20 protein-coding genes and 1 pseudogene are annotated in these 22,126 nt (G+C 68.3%); 7 read left to right on the forward strand and 14 right to left on the reverse strand.

Annotation, left to right across the window (positions count from 1 at the left end; translation table 11 throughout):
- Nucleotides 1–67 precede the first annotated feature (67 nt).
- The 3 genes from rnr to topA form a co-directional block, all read right to left on the reverse strand.
- The gene (gene rnr, locus CSW62_RS08190; RefSeq protein WP_099576713.1) at nucleotides 68–2,350 is read right to left on the reverse strand and encodes a ribonuclease R; all 2,283 of its coding nucleotides are present in this window, start codon (nucleotides 2,348–2,350) and stop codon (nucleotides 68–70) included.
- 183 nt (nucleotides 2,351–2,533) lie between these two features.
- Nucleotides 2,534–2,905, reverse strand: coding sequence for a hypothetical protein (locus tag CSW62_RS08195; protein ID WP_099576716.1), 372 nt, complete (start codon nucleotides 2,903–2,905; stop codon nucleotides 2,534–2,536).
- A 51-nt stretch (nucleotides 2,906–2,956) separates the two neighbouring features.
- The gene (gene topA, locus CSW62_RS08200; RefSeq protein ID WP_099576718.1) at nucleotides 2,957–5,662 is read right to left on the reverse strand and encodes a type I DNA topoisomerase; all 2,706 of its coding nucleotides are present in this window, start codon (nucleotides 5,660–5,662) and stop codon (nucleotides 2,957–2,959) included.
- A 180-nt stretch (nucleotides 5,663–5,842) separates the two neighbouring features.
- Here topA and CSW62_RS26090 point away from each other — a divergent pair, with 180 nt between their 5' ends.
- Nucleotides 5,843–6,013 carry a hypothetical protein gene (locus CSW62_RS26090; protein WP_125159373.1) on the forward strand — a complete coding sequence of 57 codons (171 nt, stop codon included), beginning with the start codon at nucleotides 5,843–5,845 and terminating at the stop codon, nucleotides 6,011–6,013.
- 99 nt (nucleotides 6,014–6,112) lie between these two features.
- Entirely contained in the window at nucleotides 6,113–6,907 is a 795-nt protein-coding gene (locus CSW62_RS08205) for a hypothetical protein (RefSeq protein WP_099576720.1), read from the forward strand.
- A gap of 9 nt (nucleotides 6,908–6,916) precedes the next feature.
- Here the strand turns inward: CSW62_RS08205 and CSW62_RS08210 are convergent, their stop codons facing one another.
- The 6 genes from CSW62_RS08210 to CSW62_RS08235 form a co-directional block, all read right to left on the reverse strand.
- Nucleotides 6,917–8,110, reverse strand: a complete 1,194-nt coding sequence (locus tag CSW62_RS08210) for a class I SAM-dependent methyltransferase (RefSeq protein ID WP_099576722.1) — start codon at nucleotides 8,108–8,110, stop codon at nucleotides 6,917–6,919.
- A 61-nt stretch (nucleotides 8,111–8,171) separates the two neighbouring features.
- Nucleotides 8,172–9,269, reverse strand: coding sequence for a DNA-processing protein DprA (dprA, locus tag CSW62_RS08215; protein ID WP_099576724.1), 1,098 nt, complete (start codon nucleotides 9,267–9,269; stop codon nucleotides 8,172–8,174).
- Nucleotides 9,266–9,919, reverse strand: a complete 654-nt coding sequence (gene plsY, locus CSW62_RS08220; RefSeq protein WP_099576726.1) for a glycerol-3-phosphate 1-O-acyltransferase PlsY — start codon at nucleotides 9,917–9,919, stop codon at nucleotides 9,266–9,268. The genes dprA and plsY overlap by 4 nt, the downstream gene beginning before the upstream one ends.
- Nucleotides 9,920–10,022: 103 nt before the next feature.
- Nucleotides 10,023–10,745 (reverse strand): hypothetical protein, encoded by a 723-nt coding sequence (locus CSW62_RS08225; protein ID WP_099576728.1) that lies wholly within the window; start codon nucleotides 10,743–10,745, stop codon nucleotides 10,023–10,025.
- Nucleotides 10,746–10,852: 107 nt separating this feature from the next.
- On the reverse strand, nucleotides 10,853–12,154 hold the full coding sequence (gene pyrC / locus CSW62_RS08230; protein ID WP_099576730.1) for a dihydroorotase: 1,302 nt from the start codon (nucleotides 12,152–12,154) through the stop codon (nucleotides 10,853–10,855).
- A complete protein-coding gene (locus CSW62_RS08235) occupies nucleotides 12,151–13,146 on the reverse strand; it encodes an aspartate carbamoyltransferase catalytic subunit (protein WP_099576732.1) in 996 nt (331 codons plus the stop codon). The genes pyrC and CSW62_RS08235 overlap by 4 nt, the downstream gene beginning before the upstream one ends.
- A gap of 189 nt (nucleotides 13,147–13,335) precedes the next feature.
- Between CSW62_RS08235 and CSW62_RS08240 the strand changes: the two genes are divergently transcribed.
- Entirely contained in the window at nucleotides 13,336–13,851 is a 516-nt protein-coding gene (locus CSW62_RS08240) for a hypothetical protein (protein WP_099576734.1), read from the forward strand.
- Between the two features lie 71 nt (nucleotides 13,852–13,922).
- Here CSW62_RS08240 and CSW62_RS08245 read toward each other — a convergent pair.
- Together CSW62_RS08245 and CSW62_RS08250 are read right to left on the reverse strand one after the other, a co-directional pair.
- Nucleotides 13,923–14,404, reverse strand: a pseudogene (locus CSW62_RS08245) (hypothetical protein).
- Between the two features lie 211 nt (nucleotides 14,405–14,615).
- A complete protein-coding gene (locus tag CSW62_RS08250; protein ID WP_143324355.1) occupies nucleotides 14,616–15,242 on the reverse strand; it encodes a hypothetical protein in 627 nt (208 codons plus the stop codon).
- Nucleotides 15,243–15,472: 230 nt separating this feature from the next.
- On the opposite strand from CSW62_RS08250, the gene CSW62_RS08255 reads away from it, so the two are divergent.
- On the forward strand, nucleotides 15,473–16,783 hold the full coding sequence (locus tag CSW62_RS08255) for an FAD-dependent oxidoreductase (RefSeq protein WP_199170544.1): 1,311 nt from the start codon (nucleotides 15,473–15,475) through the stop codon (nucleotides 16,781–16,783).
- Here the strand turns inward: CSW62_RS08255 and ruvX are convergent.
- Entirely contained in the window at nucleotides 16,780–17,250 is a 471-nt protein-coding gene (gene ruvX / locus CSW62_RS08260) for a Holliday junction resolvase RuvX (protein WP_099576738.1), read from the reverse strand. The two genes, CSW62_RS08255 and ruvX, sit on opposite strands and share 4 nt — an antisense overlap.
- 9 nt (nucleotides 17,251–17,259) lie before the next feature.
- On the reverse strand, nucleotides 17,260–18,861 hold the full coding sequence (locus tag CSW62_RS08265) for a M28 family metallopeptidase (protein ID WP_233206633.1): 1,602 nt from the start codon (nucleotides 18,859–18,861) through the stop codon (nucleotides 17,260–17,262).
- Between the two features lie 199 nt (nucleotides 18,862–19,060).
- Between CSW62_RS08265 and gatC the strand changes: the two genes are divergently transcribed.
- A complete protein-coding gene (gatC, locus tag CSW62_RS08270; protein WP_099576742.1) occupies nucleotides 19,061–19,348 on the forward strand; it encodes an Asp-tRNA(Asn)/Glu-tRNA(Gln) amidotransferase subunit GatC in 288 nt (95 codons plus the stop codon).
- Entirely contained in the window at nucleotides 19,348–20,820 is a 1,473-nt protein-coding gene (gene gatA / locus CSW62_RS08275; protein WP_099576744.1) for an Asp-tRNA(Asn)/Glu-tRNA(Gln) amidotransferase subunit GatA, read from the forward strand. The genes gatC and gatA overlap by 1 nt, the downstream gene beginning before the upstream one ends.
- Nucleotides 20,821–20,882: 62 nt before the next feature.
- On the opposite strand, the gene CSW62_RS08280 is transcribed toward gatA, so the two are convergent.
- Complete coding sequence (locus tag CSW62_RS08280; RefSeq protein WP_099576745.1) at nucleotides 20,883–21,491, reverse strand: hypothetical protein; 609 nt, start codon at nucleotides 21,489–21,491, stop codon at nucleotides 20,883–20,885.
- A 188-nt stretch (nucleotides 21,492–21,679) separates the two neighbouring features.
- Here CSW62_RS08280 and CSW62_RS08285 point away from each other — a divergent pair, with 188 nt between their 5' ends.
- Entirely contained in the window at nucleotides 21,680–22,123 is a 444-nt protein-coding gene (locus CSW62_RS08285) for an endonuclease domain-containing protein (RefSeq protein ID WP_099576747.1), read from the forward strand.
- The last annotated feature ends 3 nt before the right edge of the window (nucleotides 22,124–22,126 follow it).

The following is a 22,126-nucleotide window of genomic DNA, read 5'->3' on the forward strand; positions in this document are numbered from 1 at the left end:
TGGATAGAGGCCGCGTTCGCCCCCTCAGTCGCTCCGCGACAGCTCCCCCGCAACGCGGGGGAGCATCTTACCGCCGCTTGCCGCGCCGAACGCCTTTCGGCAATCCGCCGCGCGGCTTCACCGCCGCCTGCCGCCGCGCCCCCAACCTGGGCCTTGGCATCTTCGGATCCGCCGGCAGCGGGTCGCTCAGCATCTCGAACAGCAGCCCGCCGGTGACAGGCGTGGCCTCGACCAGCTTGACCTCGACGTTCATGCCGAGCGTCCAGCGCTGGCCGGTGCGGTCGCCGACAAGGGCGTGCAGCTTCTCGTCGTGGACGAAGAACTCCTCTCCCAGGGTCGAGACCGGCACCAGGCCGTCGGCGCCAGTGTCGACCAGCTTCACGAACAGGCCAAAGCGGGTCACCCCGGTGACCCGGCCGGCGAAGGTCGCGCCCACGCGGTCGGCCAGGAAGGCGGCGATGTAGCGGTCGGTGGCGTCGCGCTCGGCGGCCATGGCCCGGCGCTCGGCGTGGGTGATGACCTCAGCCGTGTCCTTGATCTGGGCGATGTCCTGGTCGGTAAGACCGTCGTCGCCCAGCCCCAGGGCCCGGATCAGGCCCCGGTGGACGATCAGGTCGGCATAGCGGCGGATCGGGCTGGTGAAGTGGGCGTACTTGGCCAGGTTCAGGCCGAAGTGGCCGATATTGTCGGCGCTGTAGTGGGCCTGCATCTGGGTGCGCAGGACCACTTCGTTGATGATCGCCGCGTTCGGACCCTCGCGCGTCTCGTCCAGCAGCTTGTTGAACCGCGCGGTCTGCGGGGCTTGGCCCTTGTCCCAGCGGATCTCCAGCGTCTGCAGGAAGTCTGCGAGGTTCTGCACCTTCTCCAGGCTGGGCGTGTCGTGCACTCGGTAGATCAGGGGCGAGCGCTTGGCCTCCAGGCTCTCGGCGGCGCAGACATTGGCCTGCACCATCATCTCCTCGATCAGCTTGTGGGCTTCCAGGCTGGGACGCTTGGTGATGGACAGGATCTCGCCCTGGCGGATGATGATCCGGCGCTCGTCGCTCTCGATGGCCAGGGGCGAGCGGGCGTCGCGGCCGATCTTCATCGTCCGATAGGCTTCCCACAGGGGCTGGAGGATCGGCTCCAGCAGCGGGCCGGTCTTGTCGTCCGGCTGGCCGTCGATGGCCGCCTGGGCCTGCTCGTAGGACAGCTTGGCGGCCGAGCGCATCAGGCCGCGCACGAACTTGTGGCCCTTCTTGCGGCCCGACTTGTCGAACACCATCCGCACGGCCAGGGTCGCGCGGTTCTCGCTCTCACGTAGCGAGCACAGGCCGTTGGACAGGGTCTCGGGCAGCATCGGCTCGACCCGGTCGGGGAAGTAGACGCTGTTGCCCTTCTCGCGGGCGTCGCGGTCCAGGGCCGAGCCGGGGCGCACATAGGCCGCCACATCGGCGATGGCCACCCAGACCACCCAGCCGCCCTTATTGGTCTCGTCCTCGTCGGGATGGGCGTAGACGGCGTCGTCGTGGTCGCGGGCGTCAACCGGGTCGATGGTCACGAACGGCAGCTTGCGCAGGTCCTCGCGGCCGGTCAGCGTCGGTTCGACGGCGGTCCTGGCCTCGGCCTCGGCGGCCTCGGAGAAGCCGGTCGGGATGCCGTGGCTGTGGATGGCGATCAGCGAGGCGGCGCGGGGATCGTTCTCAGTCCCGACCACTTCCAGCACCTTGCCGGGCTTGGGACCGTAGCGGCCGCCATGCGTGCCGACCTGGGCGAGCACGAGGTCGCCGTCCTTCAGGTCGTGGGCGACGCTGGGGTCGAGGATCAGCACGTCCTTGGACTTGCGGTCGACCGGCTCGACGCGGATCTCCTTGCGGTGCTTGCGGATGACGCCCAGCACCTTGTGGGCGCTTTGGCCGAGCTTCTTGATCAGCTTGGCTTCGAACTCGCCGGTCTCCAGGCGCTCGAAGCGGACCAGCAGGCGGTCGCCAAGCCCCGGCGCGCCGGCCGCAGCCTCGCCCTTGGTCGGGGCCAGGCGGACGTTCGGGACGTCGTCGTCGGACTTGGTCAGCTTGACGTAGAGTTCGCCGTCGACGTCGCGCTCGACCACGTCGGCTACGCCCACCGGGGGAAGGGAGCCGGGCTCGGCAAAGCCCTTGCGGCCGCGCTTGGCCAGGGCACCTTGGGCTTCCAGCTCGCGGATCATCTCGCGCAGGGCGCGGCGATCGGCGCCCTTCAGGCCGAAGTGGCGGGCGATGTCGGCCTTGCCGCTCTCACCGGCGTCGCGCAGGAACGCCAGCAGCGTCTCGCGGTCGGGAAGGCCCGCAGGCGGCTTGGGCTTGAAAGTCTTGGTCGGGCGAAGTTTAGCCATGTCCTGCCTTACCGCGCTTCAGCCGAGGTGGGCGAGATTTTCTTCTCCTCCCCCTGTTGGGGGAGGGGGACCGCCGAATGGCGGTGGAGGGGGCGGCGGCGCGCCAGGGAGGTATGACCGGCCCCCTCCGTCTCGTCGCGTATCCGCGCCGATCCACCTCCCCCATGAAGGGGGAGGAGAGGGCTAGTACAGGTCCTCGATCGACTTCGGCGCCTGGGGCTCGACCGGCTTGGGCGCGGCGGGGGCCGTCGCCGTCGGCGCGGGAGCCGCGGCGGGCGGGGCCTCGATCACCGGCGGGGCTTCCTGCTCGGCGGTCTGGACCTCGACGGCCTTGGGCTTGGGTTTCTCCACCGGCGGCGGTTCGTAGGCGAGGGCCGGAGCGGCGTCCTTGACGGGCACGCCCGAGACCTCGGCCAGAGGCTGCTTGGACGGCTCCAGCCCGCCGCGGTCGATCTTCATGGCGTTGGTCAGGCCCATGGCGAAGCCGCCCACGCAGCACAGGATCAGCGCGGACACCACGACATGCAGCGGCAGGGGACGTTCCAGCGTCGTCATGCTCGAAACCTACTCCCCTCCCGATCGCCTGAACAGAGTGGCCTTCACAGACTAGGCTTCGTCGTCCCACGGCGTGGCGCCGTCGTCCGAGGACGCTTCGACCTTCGCCTTGGGTGCGGTCTTCTTCGCCGCCGGCTTCTTGGCTGCGGGCTTCTTCGCGGCCGTCTTCTTGGCCGGAGCGTCGCCTTCCGCCTTGGTGGTCTTCGCGGCGGCCTTCTTCGGCGCTGCGGCCTTTTTCGCCGGCTTCTTGCCGCCGCCCTTGGCGGCGCGCTCGGCGATCAGGGCCACGGCCTCTTCCATGGTGATGGAGGCCGGGTCCTTGCCCTTGGGCACATTGGCGTTGGTGTCGCCGTGCTTGATGTAGGGGCCAAAGCGTCCCGACAGCACGCGCACCGGCTTGCCGTCCTCTGGGTGGTTGCCGATTTCGGCCAGGGCGGTCGCGGCGCCGCGCTGCGGACGCCCGCCGCCGGCACGCTTGTCGGCCAGAATGGCGACGGCGCGGTTCAGGCCGACGTCGAACACCTCGTCGGCGTTCTCGAGATTGGCGTAGGTGCCGTCGTGCAGCACGAACGGCCCGAAGCGTCCCAGGCCCGCCGTGATGACCTTGCCGTCGTCCGGGTGCTTGCCGACTTCACGCGGCAGCGACAGCAGGCGCAGGGCCTTTTCCAGGTCCATGGCCGAGGCGATCCAGCCCTTGGGCAGGGACGAGCGCTTGGGCTTGTCGCTGCTGTCGGCGGCCGCCAGCTCCTCGACATAGGGACCAAAGCGGCCGTTCTTCAGCCACACGGCCAGGCCGGTCGCCGGATTGACACCCAGGTCCTTGTCGGCGCTCTCGGCCTCGCCGTCGCCTTCCGACACGCCCAGCTGGCGGGTGTAGCGGCACTCCGGATAGTTCGAGCAGCCGATGAAGGCCCCGAACTTGCCGGTCTTCAAGGAGAGCTGGCCGACATTGCAAGTCGGGCACAGGCGCGGGTTGGAGCCATCGCCCTTGTCCGGGAAGATGTGCGGGCCCAGGGCCTCGTTCAGCGCGTCCAGCACGTTGGTCGTGCGCAGCTCGGCGATCTCACCGACGGCGGCGTGGAAGTCCTTCCAGAAGTCACGGAGGAACTGCTTCCAGTCCAGCTTGCCGTCCGACACCAGATCCAGCTGCTCTTCGAGCGCGGCGGTGAAGTCGTACTCGACGTAGCGCTTGAAGAACTGCTCCAGGAACGCGGTGACCAGGCGGCCCTTGTCCTCGGGGACGAAGCGCTGCTTGTCCATCTTCACATATTCGCGGTCGCGCAGCACGGTCAGGACCGAGGCGTAGGTCGACGGACGGCCGATCCCCAGCTCTTCCATCTTCTTGACCAGGCTGGCTTCCGAATAGCGCGGGGGCGGTTCGGTGAAGTGCTGGTCGGCGCGGGCCTCGATGACCTTGGCCGAAGCGCCTTCCTCGATCATCGGCAGGCGGGCGGAGTCTTCATCGCCCTCGTCGTCGCGGCCTTCCTCATAGACGGCCAGATAGCCGGGGAAGAGCACGACCTGACCCGTGGCGCGCAGGCCGGTCTGGCCATCGCTGCTTTCCAGGTCGACCGTGGTGCGCTCGATGCGGGCGCTTTCCATCTGCGAAGCGATCATCCGCTTCCAGATCAGTTCGTACAGGCGGCCAAGGTCCGACTCCAGGCGCAGCGAGCCCGGGTTGCGGTTCAGGCTGGTCGGGCGGATGGCTTCGTGGGCCTCCTGCGCGTTCTTGGCCTTGGCCTTGTAGTAGCGCGGGGTCTCGGGGACGTAGGTCGCGCCATAGACATTGCCGATCACGCTGCGCGCCTCGGCGATGCCTTCCGGCTCGACCGACACGCCGTCGGTCCGCATGTAGGTGATCAGACCCACGGTCTCGCCGCCGATGTCGATGCCCTCATACAGCTTCTGGGCGGCCTGCATGGTGCGCTGGGCCGAGAAGCCCAGCTTGCGCGCGGCTTCCTGCTGCAGGGTCGAGGTGGTGAAGGGCGGGGCGGGCGAGCGCTTGCCCGGCTTCTTCTCGACAGCGGCGACCTTGAACACGGCGCTGGTCACCGCGGCCTTGGCGGCCAGGGCCGAGGTCTCGTTGTTCAGGTCGAACTTGGTGAGCTTCTTGCCTTCGTGCTTGACCAGGCGGGCCGTGAACGGATCGGCGCCGGCCGAGACGTCGGCGTCGACGCTCCAGTATTCCTGGGTCTTGAAGCGCTCGATCTCCATCTCGCGCTCGACGATCAGGCGCAGGCAGACCGACTGCACGCGGCCGGCCGAGCGGCTGCCCGGCAGCTTGCGCCACAGGACGGGCGAGAGGGTGAAGCCGACCAGGTAGTCGAGGGCGCGGCGCGCCAGGTAGGCCTCGACCAGCTCCATGTCGATGTCGCGCGGATTGGCCATCGCCTCGAGCACCGAGGATTTGGTGATGGCGTTGAAGGTGACCCGCTGGACGGTCATCCCCTTGACCGCTTTCTTCTTGTTCAGCACTTCCAGGACGTGCCAGCTGATCGCTTCCCCTTCGCGGTCGGGGTCGGTGGCCAGGATCAGGCGGTCGGCCCCCTTCATCGCGTCGACGATGTCGGCGATGCGCTTGGAGGCCTTGGCGTCGACTTCCCAGCTCATGGCGAAGTCGTTGTCCGGCTCGACCGAGCCGTCCTTCGACGGCAGGTCGCGGATGTGACCGTAGGAAGCGAGAACCGTGTAGTCGGACCCGAGGTACTTGTTGATGGTCTTGGCCTTGGCCGGGCTCTCGACGACGACGACGTTCATTCTGACTCTTGTTCAGGAAATTGGGATCGCCCGGAAGGCGAGCGCCGGGAAAGTGGGGGCTTCACCCCACGTCTGTCAACGTGAGGACCCAGAAACAGTGAGGCTTGGCCGTCTGGTAGGCGCTTGTTAAGGCCATTGCACGACAATGCGATGGCTAGTTTCACGACTGCATTGAGCCCGATGGACATGACCGTCAATCGGATCGCGACCGAGGCCTATGTCTCGCCGATCCGTCCGATCAAGCCCGTGACCTCGAACGCCGAACGCGCGGAGATCGCCGATCGGCTGAAGGAAGCCGTGCGCGCCGCCCCGGCCGCGGGCACCGGCCTGCTGGTCGATCTGTCGGTCTGAACCGCCTTCCAAGCTTGACCAATCGCCACGTTCCTGACGCGGGGACGTGATTTTTCCAGACGCCTGGGCCGGCGCTTCGGCCCGTGGCCTGGCGGACTGATGGCGCGGTGGAAACGACGAGGGGGCAAGGGCGTCGCCCTGGTCGTGAGCATCGGCGCGCATGTCGGGGTCCTGATGGTCCTGTTCGCCACGCACATCACCCCGCCGCCGCCCGAGCCACCGTCGGTGATGGTTTCGCTGGTCGACCCGCCGCCCCCTCCGCCTCCGCCGCCACCCCCTCCGCCGCCGCCCGCGCCGCACGACGCGCCCAAGTCGCCGGTGAAGGCCCCGGCCAAGCCGCCTTCGCCGGAAAAGCCCAAGGCGGCGCCGAAAGCCGCGCCGCGCTCGCCCTTGCGCGTGTCGAAACTGCAGCCCCCCAAGGACGTTACGCCGCTGCCCGCTAGCCGCAATCCGGGACCCAGCCCCGTGCTGGGCCTGGGCGAGTCCGAACTGATGGGCGCGGCGACGGCCGGCTCGGGCAGCGGCGGCGGTGGCGGCGGTGCGGGATGCGACATGGTCCGGCTGCTGCAGGAGGGCCTGCGCAAGAACCCCCGCGCCCGCGCTTCGCTCCTGCGGGCCCACGGCGCGACGGTCGGGGCCGGGCGCGCGCCCCTGGTCTGGAGCGGCGACTGGGCTAGGGTCTCCGGCGAGGAAGGCGATGGCCTGGCCGGCCTGCGCGAGATGATCATGATGGAGGTGGCCTTCGCCCCGGCCGCCTGTCGCGCTGAGCCGATGCGGGGCCTGGTCCTGATTTCCCTGAACGACGGCCCGGGCGGCGCTCGCTTCGCCCTGGGCGGCGGTCACTGGCGGTGGTCGGACCTGCTGTTCGCCAAGGGCGCGCGCAGGGGCGGCTAGAGAGCGCGGCTAGAGCCGTTCGAGCAGGTACAGGCAGCCGGTCGTGACGGCCGTCGTCTCCCGGCGGAGCGGGATTTCCTGGCGCTCGACGATCCTGAAGCCCGGTGCGCTGGTGGCCTCGACATAGTCGTCGCCGTGGGCGTAGCGGGCCGTGGGCAGGAGCCGCCAGCCTGTCTCGCCCAGTTCGGTGCTGGCGGCCAGCAGGCCGCCAGGCGCGAGGGCCTCGGCGGCGGCCGCGAACAGAGCGGCCAGATCGCCGAAATAGATCAGGACGTCGGCGGCGAGGATCAGGTCGAAGGCGCCCGGCTGGCTCTTGAGAAAGTCGATGGCCTCGGCCTGGACCAGATGATCGTAGCCGCCGCGCTCGACGGCCTTGGCCAGCATGGCGGACGAGAGATCGACCCCGGTCAGTTCAGCGCCGAACCGTTCGAGGGAGGGCGCGGCCAGGCCCGTGCCGCAGCCCAGGTCCAGGATCCGCTCGAATCGCGTGCGGCGGGTCGCCACGAGATCGGCCAGCAAAGCGGGCGCGCGGTAGCCCAGCATCTCGACCAACTGGCGGTCGAACCGTTCGGCGAAGTCGTCGAACAGGGCCTCGACATAGGCCGGCGGCGCCCGGTCGATGCTGGGATCGACCAGCACACGCAGCTCGTGGGCGCGGATCTTGTCGTCCGGATCGCGCGCCTCCAGCCAGGCGCCGAGGGCGCGGGCCGCGTCGAGGCGGTCGAAGGCCACCAGGACGCCGAAACCTTCCCGCGCGACGGTTCCCAGGTCTTCGGCCAGCGGGCCGGCGATACGGGCGTAGACGTCCAGGGCCGCCTCGGCAGGCGACTGGTCGAGGGCGGCATAGGCGGCGGCGCGGGCCCACGTCAGGCGCGGGCTCTCAGGCAGGGGCGCGATCGCATCGGCGGCGGCGAAGGTTTCGGCGGCGCGGGTGAAGGCGCCGGTCAGGAACAGGGCATGGGCTAGGCACTGATGGCGGACCGGTTCGGCGTCCGGCGCCTGGGCCGCCAGCGCCAGCGGCTCGACGGCTTCCTGGAAGCGCCTGGCGATCATCAGGTTGAGGCCCAGGCCGAACAGGGCCTCGTCGTGGCCGGGGCTCATCACCAGGACGGCGCGGAAAGCCGCCTCGGCGTCGTCCTGCCGGCCCTCGCCGCTGGCCGCGACGGCCACGGCGAACATGTCGTCAACAGCCTGGATGTCCATCGGCGTTCCTGATCGTCACGTGCGCGCGACTCGGACGAGTTCGCGCGACGGTCGACGAAGGTTACACACCAGCCACCAGTCCGCCGTCCAGCAACTCGGCCCTCCCCGCCAGACTCAGTTCCACCAGCGCCGCCATCACCGCCGAGGCGGGCGCGGCGGCGGCGCGGACCAGGTCGTTGCGCGATACCGGCGTCGGCGAGAGCAGGGCGGCGACGTGCTCACGCAAGACGTCGTGGTCGATGTCCATGTCCGGCTGAGCCTCGTAGCCGCGCTCGCGTTCGCGCAGGTGGATCTGGCCCGACAGCGAGCGCAGCACGTCCTCGGCGCCCTCGCACAGGATCGCGCCCTGGCGGATCAGGTCGTTCGTGCCCTTCGAGCGCGGGTCCAGCGGCGACCCTGGCACGGCGAAGACGTCGCGGCCCTGCTCGGCGGCCAGGCGGGCGGTGATCAGCGAGCCGGATTTCAGCTCGGCCTCGACCACGACGACCCCCAGGGACAGGCCCGAGATGATGCGGTTGCGGCGCGGGAAGTCCTTGGCCTGGGCGCGGCGGTCGGGGGCGCTCTCGGAGACGACGCAGCCTTCGGCGGCGAGGCGTGCGTGCAGCTTGTCGTGCTCGGGCGGATAGACGTCGCCGACCCCGCCGCCCAGCACGGCCACGGCGCCGGTGGATAGCGAGCCCTCATGCGCCGCGCCGTCGATGCCGCGCGCCATGCCCGAGACCACGACATAGCCGGCGGTCCCCAGGTCCGTGGCCAGCTGGCGGGCGAAGCGCTGGCCGGCGGCCGAGGCGATCCGGGCCCCGACGATGGCGATGGACGGCTCCGACAGCAGCTCGGCGCGGCCCAGGGTCCAGATCACCGGCGGTGGCGGATCGAGGGCCGCCAGGCGCGGCGGGAAGTCGGGCTCGCAGCCGCAGATCAGCCGCGCGCCCAGTTTCGCGCCGGCCTCAAGCTCGCGCTCGACCGCCTCGCGCGGCGGCAGGGACAGCGGTACGGCGCGGCCGCCGCGTCGGGACAGGTCGGGGAGGGCGGATAGCGCTCGCTCGGGCGTGCCGTAGCGGTCGATCAGGTGCTCGAAGGCGACGGGGCCGACGGTCTCGGTGCGCGCCAGGCGCAGCCAGGCGAAGCGCTGGATGTCCGAGAGCCGGCCTGGAATCACGGCGCGTCGATGACGGGCGGCGGGGCCTCGTCCTTCTTCTTGCCGATCTTGGGCTCCTGGCCCTTCAGCAGGCGGGCGATGTTCTCGCGGTGGCGGATGAAGATCAGCACCGCCATGAACAGGCACAGCACCATGATCGGATAGGGCTGGTCGAAGGCCAGGGCGAACGGCGCGGCCAGGACGGCGGCGACCAGGGCGGCCAGCGAGCTGATGCGCAGCAGGAAGGCCACGGCCAGCCAGGTCGCGCCGGCGGCGACGCCCACCGGCCAGGCGGCGCTGAGCAGCACGCCGTAGAAGGTAGCCACGCCCTTGCCGCCCTTGAACTTCAGCCAGACGGGGAACAGGTGGCCCAGGAACGCCGCGCCGCCGGCCAGGGCGATCACCGCCGCGTTGCCGTGGGTCAGGTAGCGGGCCAACAGCACCGCCACGACGCCCTTGCCGGCGTCGCCCAGCAGGGTGATGGCCGCCAGGTCCTTGCGGCCCGAGCGCAACACGTTCGTCGCGCCGATATTGCCCGAGCCGATTTGGCGGATGTCGCCGGCCCCGCCCAGCCGCGTGGCGATCAGCCCGAACGGAATGGATCCGAGCAGGTAGCTGCCCACGATGGTGATGGCGAGCGTCAGATAGGTGGCGGCGGCGAGATCTTGCACGGATCGACCTTAAGGCGAGTTGCGCGCGAATTCAACCGCTGCGCAAGCGAGAGTTGTGACGCCTAGGTGTAGTGCAGACTCGGAGCCGGGGCAAAACCGGCGGTCAGGCGCCTTGCACCAGTTTCAGCAAGGCTTGGCCGGGCGGCGAGAAGGCCAGCGGCGCGACCAGCACGTTGCTGAGGACGATCGCGGCCAGGCCCCAGGCATAGGCGGGGTGCACGCGCTTGCGGGTCACGAGGTCGGCGACAGGGCCGGCCAGGCCGAACAGCAGGATGACGCCGAACATCACCAGAGGCGCGGCCTCGCCGAAGGACGGCATCGGCAGCAGACGGCCCAGGCCAGGGCCGAGTATGGTGATGGTCGCGCACAGCATCAGACGCTTGTGCCATTCGGCCTTGCGCCGCAGGGCGACGCCGCCCGCGATCAGCCCGGCGAAGGCCATGACGCCCAGCAGATTCAGGAACAGGAAGATGGCGGGCGGGAAGAACGGCGGGACCCGGCCGTAGCGGATCGCGAACAGCGTCGCGACCAAGGCCATGATCGCCATCAGTCCCGCCAGCCCGGCGCCCACCATGCCCACCTGACGGTGCAGCTTCAGCGATCCGCGCGCGATGAAGGCGGGTTGGGCCACGAACAACAGCACCCAGCAGGTCGAGATCGCGCCGTGGACATGAAGCAGCAGCGGCAGGCCCGGCGGCGCGAAGTCGCCCGGCACCGTCGTAGAGAAGCCGCCCACGAACACGGCCGCCATCAGCAGCGACATGATCAGGTAGAATCGGCGACCGACGCTTGCTGCGGGCCGACGGCTCATCTCCATCGCGGTCATCTGGCTCCCCCCGGATACGCGTGCGGGGAGAGTGCTGGAGACTGGGTCTTTTTACAATGGGAGACCGGTGATATTCGAAATCGTTTCCGCGACTGCCGTCGAAGGCGTCACCCCTCCGCCCGGTGCACGACACGCCCGTCGACCACGGTCATAAGCACCTGGCCTTGCAGGCGGCGTCCGTCGAACGGCGAGTTCTTGGACTTCGACAGCAGGCGGGCGGCGTCGACGATGATCGGGGCGTCGATGTCGCACAGCACCAGATCCGCCGGCGCGCCCGGAGCGATGCGGCCGCCGCGCAGGCCCAGCAGCTCGGCCGGGGCCAGGGTGACGGCGCGGATCAGGTCGACCAGGGCGATGCGCTCGTCGTGATACAGCGACAGCAGGGCCGGCAGCAGGGTTTCAAGGCCCACGGCGCCGGGCACGGCCTCGTCGAACGGCAGGCGCTTGTCCTCGGCCGGGGCCGGGCTGTGCGACGAGACGACGATGTCGATCAGGCCGCTGGCCAGGGCCTCGATCAGCGCCTGGCGGTCGTCCTCGCCGCGCAGGGGCGGGTTGAGCTTGGCGAAGGTGCGGTAGTCGCCGATGTCCAGCTCGTTGAACGAGAGGTGGTTGATCGACACCGAGGCGCTGATCCGCAGGCCCTTTTTCTTGGCGCGCTGAAGCGTCTCCAACGCCTGGGCCGAGGTGATCTGGTCGACCAGGAGCCGGCCGCCGGTGGCTTCCAGCAGGGCGACGTCGCGCTCCAGCATGATCCGCTCGGCCATCGGCGAGATCGAGGGCAGGCCCATGCGGCCGGCGAACTCGCCGCCGATCGCAGCCCCGCCCTTGGCCAGCCACGGGTCCATCGGACGGTGGGCCAGCAGGGTGTCGAAGCCCTTGGCGTAGGTCAGGACGCGCTGCATGACCTTGCTGTCGACGATCGGCTTGCCCGCGTCGGTGATGTAAACGCAGCCGGCCTCGCGCATCAGGCCGATCTCGGCCATCTGCTCGCCGTGCAGGCCCTTGGTCGCCGCGCCGGCCACCAGGATGCGGGCGCTGTCGATGTCGCGGGCCCGGCGCAGAATGAAGTCGACGACGCTGGGGTCGTCGATGGCGGGAGCCGTGTCGGGCTGGACCACCATCGAGGTGACGCCGCCTGCCGCCGCGGCCTTCGCCGCCGAAGCCAGGGTTTCCTTGGTCTCGGCCCCGGGCTCGCCGGTGCGGACGCGCAGGTCGATCAGGCCAGGAGCCAGCAGCGCCCCGCCGCAGTCGATGACGCGCACGGCCTTCGACAGCTTGCCGAACTCGCGGCCCTTGGCGACGTCGGCGATGACGCCTTCGGAGACGATGACGCCGCCGGGACCGTCATAGCCGCTCTCGGGGTCGACCAGGCGAGCGTTGACGAGGGCGATGGGCTGGGCGGACGTCATTGGCTGGCCTCCAGGCGCGCGGCCAGGCTGGTCAGCACCGCCATCCTGGCGGCGACGCCCATCTCGACCTGGTCCTGGATCAGGCTAACGGCCGGATCGTCGGCGACGTCGGAGTCGATCTCGACGCCCCGGTTCATCGGGCCAGGGTGCATGACCTTGGCGCCGGGCGCCGCGCGGGCCAGCTTTTCGCGGTCCAGGCCATAGAAGCGGAAATACTCGCGGGTCGAGGGCACGAAGGCGCCCTGCATCCGCTCCAGCTGCAGGCGCAGCATCATGACGACATCGGCGCCGGCCAGGCCGGACTTCATGTCGTGGTGGACGGTGACGCCCCAGCGCTCGGCCTGGGCCGGCATCAGGGTGGGCGGGCCGACCAGGCGCACGCTGGCGCCCAGGGTGTGCAGCAGCGAGACGTTCGAGCGCGCCACGCGGCTGTGCAGCACGTCGCCGCAGATCGCCACGGTCAGGCCCGAGACGCGGCCGAAGGCGCGGCGGATCGACAGGGCGTCCAGCAGGGCCTGGGTCGGGTGCTCGTGCTGGCCGTCGCCGGCGTTGACCACGTGGCCGCTGACCTTCTGCGACAGCAAGGAAGCCGCGCCCGACGAGGCGTGGCGCACGACCAGCAGGTCGGGCCGCATGGCGTTCAGGGTGACCGCCGTGTCGATCAGGGTCTCGCCCTTGGCCACCGACGAGGTCTTGGGGTTCATGTTGACGACGTCGGCGCCCAGCCGCTTGCCGGCCAGCTCGAACGAGCTCTGGGTGCGGGTGCTGTTCTCGAAGAACAGGTTCATCAGCGTCCGACCGTGCAGCAGGTCCAGGCTCTTGGACGTCTGGCGGTTGAAGGCGACGAAGGCGTCGGCCAGATCCAGCAGATCGGCCGCCTGGGGCGCGTTCAGGTCGCCGGCGGACAGGAAATGGCGTTTGGGGAAGGCAAAGACGCGGGCGCGGATCGCATCGATGGCCGCGCGGGCGGGGTCATGGGCTGGTGCCGTCATGAGCTCGCCTCATAGGCGGCTTTGACGGGGAAGGGAAGCGCGCGGGCCGGCGCGCCGCAGACTGTCCTCAGGAATATTCACGAAGTTTGACATATGGCGCGCGCTTCCGGGGCCGCTTGCGCTTGTTGCCGGAGGTCTAAGGTGGGTACTGTGACCCATGCGTTTCGCACAGGCTCCTCGGGGGTGGCCATGCTGTTGCTCTTGATCGCCTTGCTGCAGACCGCCGAGCCGTCGTCCCAGGAGACGAAGGCGACGTTGCAGTCTTGCGAAACGACCGAGAAGGGCTGGGTCTGCCACTATCAGATCCCGCAGGCGACGATCGTGCGCCCACTGGATCCGGCGCCGCCCACCACCATGGTCCCGCCGCCGCCGGCCACGCTGACGGTTCCCGGGCCGCAGGCGCCTCAACAGCCGCCGCAAGCGCCCGTCGTCGCGCCGATCGACAACCGCGCCGAGGCCGCGCGCCAGACGCGCCTGATCGCCCGCTGCGCCGACGCCAAGTGGTACTCGCCGTGCCTGCCCGGCGAGCGCAAGGAAGCCCAGATCCTGCGTGAAGCCGCGCTGAACGCCGCGGCCCTGCGGGGCCATGTCACGACCCTGCTCAGCGAAAAGCGCTGCGACGACGCGGTGAAGACCGCGCTGGAAGGCGGCGACCTCGCCCTGGCGCGCGAAGCCCGCGAGTTCTGCGCGGTCCCGCAACACTAGAGCATTCCACAACGAAAAGAGGCGGGAGGCTCGCAGCCTCCCGCCTCGATTCTGTTCGGCGAACCGTGCGCCTAGTGGCGCGGCGGAGCCGGTTCGCAGCGCACGCCGTCGGCGCAGCCCGTGAAGTGGATTTCCGGCGCCTCGACCGTCACGGCCGACGGACGGACGAAGACTTCCGGACGGTGCAGGTAGATCTGCGGCGCGGCCACGCGGACCGGCGGCGCGTCGACATAGACCGGCGGGCCCTGGATATCGATGCGGCCCGACGGCACGACCACCGGCTCGCCGATGACGCGGACGCCCGGCGAGGCGACGGTGATGTCGCCATAGCCCGAGGTCGGGCCGTAGAAGACGACAGCGCGGGTGCACAGGCAGTCGATGCCGGTCGGGCCCGACGGCGGCGGCGGGGGGGCGGATAGCCCTGCGGCGGCGGCGCCGGCGCATAGCGCGGAACCGGTCGCGGCGCATAGTTGCGTCCGTCGGCCATCGCCGAACTGACCGACAAACCGGCGACGGCGAACGCCATCAACCCCATCAAGACCTTTTTAGTCATCCCAGCCCCTCGTTGCCCTCAACCCAGGTACACACCATCAAAGAGCGAACCTGGGGTTCGTTCTGGGGCGCGACCTTAACCATATTCAAAGACAGAACAATGTTGTCTCGGTTTTTCCCCAGGGAGGGGAGTTATCCGCTCCCCGAAATGAGTGGAACTCGCGTCGCGGGATATGTTGGGCCCCGTCAACGCAAGTCACGGCTGAACGCGTTTAGCGGTCGCGTCTGGCGGGAAGGCCGCCGTTGCACGAGATGACCTGCCAGACGAAGCTGGCGTCCCGAATCTTCCGCTGCTTGGTGACCGTGCGGTAGGCCGACTGGATCGGACGTTGCTCGGTCATGGTGCGGTACTCGGCAGGGATTGTGCGCTGCTCGACATGAGCAGGCGAGACCATCACCTGACGGGTCACGGTGCGGTATTCGGCGGGGACATCGACCAAGCAAAGCACCTCGCCATTGGGCAGCATTCGGGTCTGGCCGGGCGCCATCTGGGTGCGGTCCAGCAGAATGCCGCGCTTCCATTCGGTGTGGGCCGGACGCACAAGGACCTGCTCGTCGATGGTCTGATAGACCGCCGGGACGGTGTAGCGCTCGACATAGGCCTCGCGGACCAGCACCCGCCGCTCCTCGACCTGATACGAGGATTGGTCCAGCGCCTGGTCGACATAGCTCTCGTATTGAGCGGGCCGGTAGACCTTCTCGTAGCACTTGCCGGGCTCGGGATTGGGCGGGCAGTCGTCGCCTGTCCCGGCCAGGCTGGAGCCGGCCATCAGGGCGACGAGCAGCACGGCGCTCGCCGTGGCGACCTGCCTGGATCGTCCGAACCGCCTGGCCTTCATGCCCATCCCCGCCCGCGAATTAACCAAGCTTATCCATAAGAGGCGGATTCCAAAAAGCGCGGATTTTCTGGCGTCAGGGGAAAAGAACGGCGCCTCGCTATTCGCCCTTAGGTTTTTGTCTTCAGTTGTAATGCCTTTTGGGTTGCTTTTGTTAAGGAAAGAGGGGTTTGAATAAAGGTAGGGGGCGGGTCAGGGGAGCGGACATTCCGTTGCGAGACCCGTGCGGGGCAGTGAAAAAAGAAAATCTTGAAGTATACGACGCCGTCGTGCTTGGCGCGGGCGTATCGGGTCTTGTCGCAGCGTCGCTTTTGCTTGAAAGCGGCTGCGCAAGCGTCCTCGTACTAGAAGAATTTGACCGGATCGGCGGCAACCATATCGGGGTAAACATCGGGGAATACACCTTCGACGTGGGATCATTTTTCTTTCAGGATGACTCTCCTTTCCTCAGACATTTTCCCGAAATTCTGCCGCTTTACCTGCCCGGCGAATACACAATCGGACGCTTGACACCTCAAGGGCGTGTCGTTCGCTATCCAGCATCGCTGAAAGACGATGTGCTCAAGGCTGGGCCTGTCGAATGGCTACGCCTGGCCGCCTCCGTCGGTATGGCCAGGACGTTTGGCAAGCGGGACGCTAACGCCCTGTCCTTTGCGGAGTACTGGCTCGGCCGCCACTTCGTGCGTCGCTCCGGCCTCGCCAGCTACATGTACCGCTTCTACGGTGTTGAGCCCAGTCGGATGGAGGCTTCATTCGCCAGTAAGCGCATGGGTTGGATCGCCGAGCATGCATCTATTGGCGGAGCCTTGCGCAACGGCCTTTCCAGACAGCGCGCCGTCAAGGCAAACCGGGAATTGGTCAGGCCTCGTGAGGGCTTTCATGTGCTCTACGAGGCTGTCGCTGCATCACTGACGTCGCGCGGAGCGATCTTCCGCCTGGACGAGCCCTTGGTTGGACTGGAGCAGCGCGGGAAAGGCATGATCGCTATTAAGACAGCGTTCCGTGAGGTAGAGACCCGTCGCCTTGTCTCTACCGTCCCAGTACGCCGCGCGCTGGCTCTGGCTGGGCTCGATGACGAGGAAGCGCTGAGCGCCGTGGATTTGTTGACGCTGTTCTACAGCCACGCTGGTCCACGGGGATTCGATCAGCATGTGCTTTACAATTTTGACACGGAGGGCGCTTGGAAGCGCCTGACCATGCATTCGGACTTCTACGGCGAAGTGGAGGGGCGGTCCTACTTCTCAGTTGAAGTGAACGCCGCGCACGTGGGGGCAAGCGCGGTGCGCGCCGATCGCGACTTCCGTGACCATACGTCGAAGCACAGCCTGTTCGAGGGTGATCTCGTCCTGGAAGGCAGTCGGCTGACGCAGAGTGCTTACCCTGTCTACCTTTCTGGTGCGACTGACGCCGCGCAGGGCGCGTTGAAGAAATTGAGGGATTTCGGAACATTGTCGTTCGGCCGACAGGGAGGGTTTGACTATCAGCCGACCGCGCGTGTCTCGACCCAAGTCGCCGAGCGTGAAATCTTGGGCAGGGAGCTCTAAAGCCCTCGTAGCCGCTCCAGCGCGCCCTGCAGGATCCAGCCGGCGGCCATCTTGTCGACGACCTCGTCGCGGCGCTTGCGCGAGACGTCGTGCTCGTCGATCAGCACCCGGGTCACCGCCGCCGTCGACAGGCGTTCGTCCCAGAAGGTGATCGGCAGGTCGGGCTTCAGGCGCAGGAGATTGCGGCCCAGCGCCCGGTTTGACTGGCAGCGCACCCCCTCGGTGCCGTCCATGTTCATGGGCAGGCCGATGACGATGCCGATGGCGCCGCGGCTGTCCATCAGCTTGAACAGTTGCTCGGCGTCCTTGCTGAACTTGGTCTTCTCGATCAGCGCCATGGGGCTGGCGACCGTGCGGGTGACGTCCGAGACGGCCACGCCGATGGTCTTCTCGCCAGGGTCCAGGCCGACGATGGCGGCGTACTCGGGCAGGGCGGCGGCGAAGTCTTCGATGGAAAGAACGGGCATGGCGGCTTCTTAAGGCTTCGGCGCTCCGGAGTCTTTGAAGATACTGTCCGCGTTCCAGGTCGGTTTCACCGGATTGTCGGCGATCTTCAGCGTCAGGGCCGTGACATAGGCGTTGAAGTCGGCCGCCGCGGACAGGTCGACGGGCTGGCTGAGGTTGTCGGCCGGTGAGTGGTAGCGGTTGGTCCGCCAGTCCTTCTCGATCTGATAGGCCGGCGTGCCGACCGGGTATCCGAACTTCAGGGCCAGGGACGGCACACCGGCCTTCACGAAGCTGTACTGATCGGTGCGCACGAACGAGTTGCGGTCGGGATACGGATCGCTGGTCAGGGCGTAGCCCATGGCCTTGGCCACGGCGTCGGCCTCGCCGCCCAGCGAGCTTTCCGAAGCGCCCTGGATCAGCAGGTATTTGAGCGGCCAGAGCGGCAGGGGCATGTCCATGTTGACGTCGGCCACCAGGCTGGACCTGGGTACGGTCGGCTTGAGGGCGAAATAGCGCGAGCCCAACAGACCCTTTTCCTCGGCGGTCACGATCACGAACAGCACCGAGCGCTTGGGCTTGGCCTTCTGGCGCTTCATGGCCCGGGCGATCTCTATGACCGAAGCCACGCCCGAGGCGTCGTCCATGGCGCCGTGATAGATCGAATCGCCATTGATCGGCGCGCCAACGCCCAAATGGTCGATATGGGCGGAGACCACGACGTTCTCGGCGGCCAGCTTTGGGTCCGACCCCGGCAGGCGGGCGATGATATTGGCCGAGGCGACGTCGCTGACCTCGGTCTTCACGCTCGCGCGCAGCGACAGGTTCAGCGGGAATCGCTCCAGCTTCTGTCCGGCCTCGGCGGCGGCCAGCAGGGCGGCGAAGTCGTGACCGGACTTGATAAACAGCTTGGCCGCCTGGGCCGGATTGACGCTGGCCGTGAAGCGCGGGCCCGCGACATCGCCCAGCGACGGGTCGGCCAGATACATGCCCGGCTGTGAGGCCAGCAGCATCTGGCGGGTCCAGGGCACGTCCATGCCCTTGGGGGTAGGGAGGGTGATCAGGCCCACGGCCCCCGCGGCCTCCAGGGCTTTCCAGGTCCGAGCGCTGCGGGCGTGCGACTTGACGGGACCCGAAAGCTCCGCTGGTCCGCCGTTGATGACCACGGCGATCTTTCCGCGCAGGTCGAGGCCCGCCAGCTCGTCATGGCCATATTCGGGGATGACCAGGCCATAGCCGATGAAGACCAGCGGCGCCTCGATCATCGTGGGCTGGGGCAGGCGGGCGGACAACAGCATGTCGGGGCCCAGGGACAGGGGCGTGGCGACTTCGCCGTCGACCAGGGCGACGCTGGACTGGTCGGCCAGCACGCGCTGGGCCTTGAACGCCACCGGCTGGAAATAGCCCTCGGTCCCGGCCGGTTGCAGGCCCAAGGCCTTGAACCGGGCGGCGACATATTCGGCTGAGGCCTTTTCGCCCGGGCTGCCGGTCAGGCGGCCCTGCTGGGCGTCAGCGGCCATGAATTCGATATGCGCCCACCATGCCTTGCCGGACGCTACGCGGTCCGGGGTCTGAGCCTGGGCGGCCGAGAAGGCGATGCAGGCCGCAACACTGGCGAGAAGAACCGATTTCAAGGCGCGCCTCCGGGATTTCAGCGAACGTTGCATGCCGAACGAGGCCGCGACAGTCTTCAAGGTCTGACTTGGCGAAATCTGGCCATGCGCCCCAATTTTTGGCGATGAGAAAGCCTGCGCGCGGCTCGATGGCCGGGAAGCGCTTGTCAAAGCGCCCCTCGCACGGCTAACCCACGCACTCGAATTTCAGGAGGCTCCCATGGCCATTGACGCCGCCACCGTGCGGAAGGTCGCCCGGCTCGCCCGCATCGCCACGCCAGAAGAACGCCTGGAGCCTCTGGCCCAGGAGCTCAACGGCATCATGGCCTGGATCGAGCAACTGGCCGAGGTCGACACCGACGGCTGCGAGCCGCTGACCAGCGTCGTGGCCGCCGGCCTGCCGCTGCGTGAGGACGTCGTCACCATGGGCGGCGATCCTGCCCGCGTGACCAGCAACGCGCCCAAGTCCGTGAACAACTTCTTCGTCGTGCCGAAGGTGGTCGAATAATGAGCGCGCTCACGAAGCTGACCCTGGCCAGCGCCCTTGATGGCCTGGCCAAGCGCGAGTTCACCTCGGTCGAACTGACCAGGGCCCATATCGAGGCCGTCGAGGCCGCGCGTGGCCTGAACGCCTACATCCTGGAAACCCCGGACAAGGCGCTGGACATGGCCGCCAAGTCCGACGCCCGCCGGGCGTTTGGCGAAGCGGGCCCTCTGGAAGGCGCGCCGCTGGGCATCAAGGACCTGTTCTGCACCGAAGGCGTGCGGACCACGGCCTGCTCGAAGATCCTCGAGACCTTCATCCCGACCTATGAGTCGACGGTCACCAGCCAGCTGTGGCGCGACGGCGCGGTGATGCTGGGCAAGCTGAACCTCGACCAGTTCGCCATGGGCTCGTCGAACGAGACCTCGTATTTCGGTCCGGTGACCAACCCCTGGCGCGGCAAGGGCAGCAACAAGGCCCTGACCCCGGGCGGCTCGTCGGGCGGTTCGGCCGCGGCCGTCGCCGCCGACCTGTGCCTGGGCGCCACGGCGACCGACACCGGCGGCTCGATCCGCCAGCCCGCCGCCTTCACCGGCACCGTGGGGATCAAGCCGACCTATGGCCGCTGCTCGCGCTGGGGCGTCGTCGCCTTCGCCAGCTCGCTGGACCAGGCCGGCCCGATCGCCAAGACCGTTGAGGACGCGGCCCTGCTGCTGACCTCGATGTCGGGCCATGACCCCAAGGACTCGACCAGCCTCGACATCGCCGTGCCGGACTTCACCCAGTTTGTGGGCAAGTCGGTGAAGGGCCTGCGGATCGGTATCCCCAAGGAATACCGCGTCGACAACATGCCGGCCGAGATCGAGAAGCTCTGGTCCGACGGCATCGCCTGGCTCAAGGAGGCCGGCTGCGAGATCGTCGACATCAGCCTGCCGCACACCAAGTACGCCCTGCCGGCCTACTATATCGTGGCCCCGGCCGAGGCGTCGTCGAACCTCGCCCGCTACGACGGCATGCGCTACGGCCTGCGCGAGGACGGCGCCAACCTGACCGAGATCTACGAGAACACCCGCGCGTCGGGCTTCGGCGACGAGGTCAAGCGCCGCATCCTGATCGGCACCTATGTGCTGAGCGCCGGCTATTACGACGCCTACTACCTCAAGGCCCTCAAGGTGCGCCGTCGCATTGCCGAGGACTTCGACAACGCCTGGACCAAGGTCGACGCGATCCTCACCCCGACCGCGCCCTCGGCGGCGTTTGGCCTGGGCGAGAACAGCAACGACCCGATCGCCATGTACCTGAACGATGTCTTCACGGTGACGACGAACCTGGCGGGCCTGCCGGGCCTGTCCCTGCCGGCGGGGCTCGACGCTAACGGCCTGCCGCTGGGTCTGCAGATCATCGGCAAGCCTCTGGACGAGGCCACGGTGTTCTCGGTCGCCGGAGCGGTCGAGAAGGCGGCGGGGTTCTCCGCCAAGGCCGAAAAGTGGTGGTGATCTAAGGAAAAGGGCGGCTCCGGTGGAGCCGCCCTTCTTCATTCTGAGGGTGTGGGACCCTGTTATTGCGGGACGGTCGCCTGGGGCTCCGGCGTTGGGGCCGGAGCCGCCGGAGCCGGGATCACCAGCGGCGCAGGTTCGGCGATCGGGGCGCTGACGGTCGGCGGCGCGGCCGGGACCGTGGCGCTGACGTTCGCCGAGGCGCTGGAGGCGTCCGGAGCGCTGGTTTCGACCGGCGCGGCGCGACGGGCGACCGTACGGGCCGGAGCGGCGGCGCGCGGAGCCGAGCGGGCGAGCGGGGCGGGCGCCGCCGGTTCATTGCCGGCCAGCTCGGTTGGCTGCGGGATCGGCGACGGCGTGGCCGAAGCGCTGGCGGGAACCGGCGTCGTGGAGACCGGAGCCGGGCTTTGTGCGGCGGCGGTCTGCAGCGACTGCGGATCGGTCGGCGCCTCGGTGCGATTGGCGCTCATGCCCCAGATCAGGGCGCCAGCGGCGACGGCCAGCACCGGCACACCGATCAGAAGCGGCAGGTTGCCGGACGCCTTCTTCTTCGGCGTGCGAGCATAGACCGGCTGGCTCGGAAACATCGCCGAAGCATTGGGATCGGCCGCGACGACCGGCTCCGGCGCATCGAAGTTCAGAGTGGGGCGGGTAGTGTAAGCGGTGGGCATTTCTACCTCCGTGAATGATCTGTTCGAGAAATAAACGGCGCGATAACTCGACGGTTCCACTGCCCCGCAATGGCGCCAATCGTGACAAGAAAGCGCCGTTTTTTAACTCGACGCCCTTGAGGCTCCACTGAATACTCCCTCCCCTTTATGGGGAGGGTGGCCGCGAAGCGGTCGGGTGGGGCAGCGCCGTGAGTGTCCAACGCGCCAGAACTCTTCTGAAGGCCATGAGTTTCGCCGAAGTCCGCCTTTGGGCGCGGCTTCGGAAGCTGCGTAGCGACGGCTTCCATATCCGCCGGCAGGCTCCATTCCGAGGCTATATCCTCGACTTCGTCTGCTTCGATCGCCGGCTGGTCATCGAAGTGGACGGCCCGCACCATGACGAGCCGGAGCAGCAGGAGCACGATGCGTTTCGTGACCGCGTCCTGCGTCGGGAGGGCTTCAAAACCTTGCGCTTCCCGGGGCGTGCGGTGCATGAGGAGATCGACGCCGTGATGGACGTGATTTGTCACGCCCTGAGCGCCGCGAGCCCCACCCGGCCGCTTCGCGGCCACCCTCCCCATGAAGGGGAGGGAGGAGATGTCAGCCGGCCGCTCCTGCGGCGAACCCTCCCGTCCGGGGAGGGAGGAAGCTAAGAG

Origin of the sequence: Caulobacter sp. FWC2, assembly GCF_002742625.1 — a bacterium.
In the GTDB taxonomy this organism is placed as follows: domain Bacteria; phylum Pseudomonadota; class Alphaproteobacteria; order Caulobacterales; family Caulobacteraceae; genus Caulobacter.

Coding starts and splice junctions, on each gene's coding strand:
- rnr (WP_099576713.1), bottom strand. CDS start 2,350: ATGGCTAAACTTCGCCCGACCAAGACTTTCAAGCCCAAGCCGCCTGCG.
- CSW62_RS08195 (WP_099576716.1), bottom strand. CDS start 2,905: ATGACGACGCTGGAACGTCCCCTGCCGCTGCATGTCGTGGTGTCCGCG.
- topA (WP_099576718.1), bottom strand. CDS start 5,662: ATGAACGTCGTCGTCGTCGAGAGCCCGGCCAAGGCCAAGACCATCAAC.
- CSW62_RS26090 (WP_125159373.1), top strand. CDS start 5,843: ATGGACATGACCGTCAATCGGATCGCGACCGAGGCCTATGTCTCGCCG.
- CSW62_RS08205 (WP_099576720.1), top strand. CDS start 6,113: ATGGCGCGGTGGAAACGACGAGGGGGCAAGGGCGTCGCCCTGGTCGTG.
- CSW62_RS08210 (WP_099576722.1), bottom strand. CDS start 8,110: ATGGACATCCAGGCTGTTGACGACATGTTCGCCGTGGCCGTCGCGGCC.
- CSW62_RS08225 (WP_099576728.1), bottom strand. CDS start 10,745: ATGACCGCGATGGAGATGAGCCGTCGGCCCGCAGCAAGCGTCGGTCGC.
- pyrC (WP_099576730.1), bottom strand. CDS start 12,154: ATGACGTCCGCCCAGCCCATCGCCCTCGTCAACGCTCGCCTGGTCGAC.
- CSW62_RS08235 (WP_099576732.1), bottom strand. CDS start 13,146: ATGACGGCACCAGCCCATGACCCCGCCCGCGCGGCCATCGATGCGATC.
- CSW62_RS08240 (WP_099576734.1), top strand. CDS start 13,336: ATGCTGTTGCTCTTGATCGCCTTGCTGCAGACCGCCGAGCCGTCGTCC.
- CSW62_RS08250 (WP_143324355.1), bottom strand. CDS start 15,242: ATGAAGGCCAGGCGGTTCGGACGATCCAGGCAGGTCGCCACGGCGAGC.
- ruvX (WP_099576738.1), bottom strand. CDS start 17,250: ATGCCCGTTCTTTCCATCGAAGACTTCGCCGCCGCCCTGCCCGAGTAC.
- gatC (WP_099576742.1), top strand. CDS start 19,061: ATGGCCATTGACGCCGCCACCGTGCGGAAGGTCGCCCGGCTCGCCCGC.
- gatA (WP_099576744.1), top strand. CDS start 19,348: ATGAGCGCGCTCACGAAGCTGACCCTGGCCAGCGCCCTTGATGGCCTG.
- CSW62_RS08280 (WP_099576745.1), bottom strand. CDS start 21,491: ATGCCCACCGCTTACACTACCCGCCCCACTCTGAACTTCGATGCGCCG.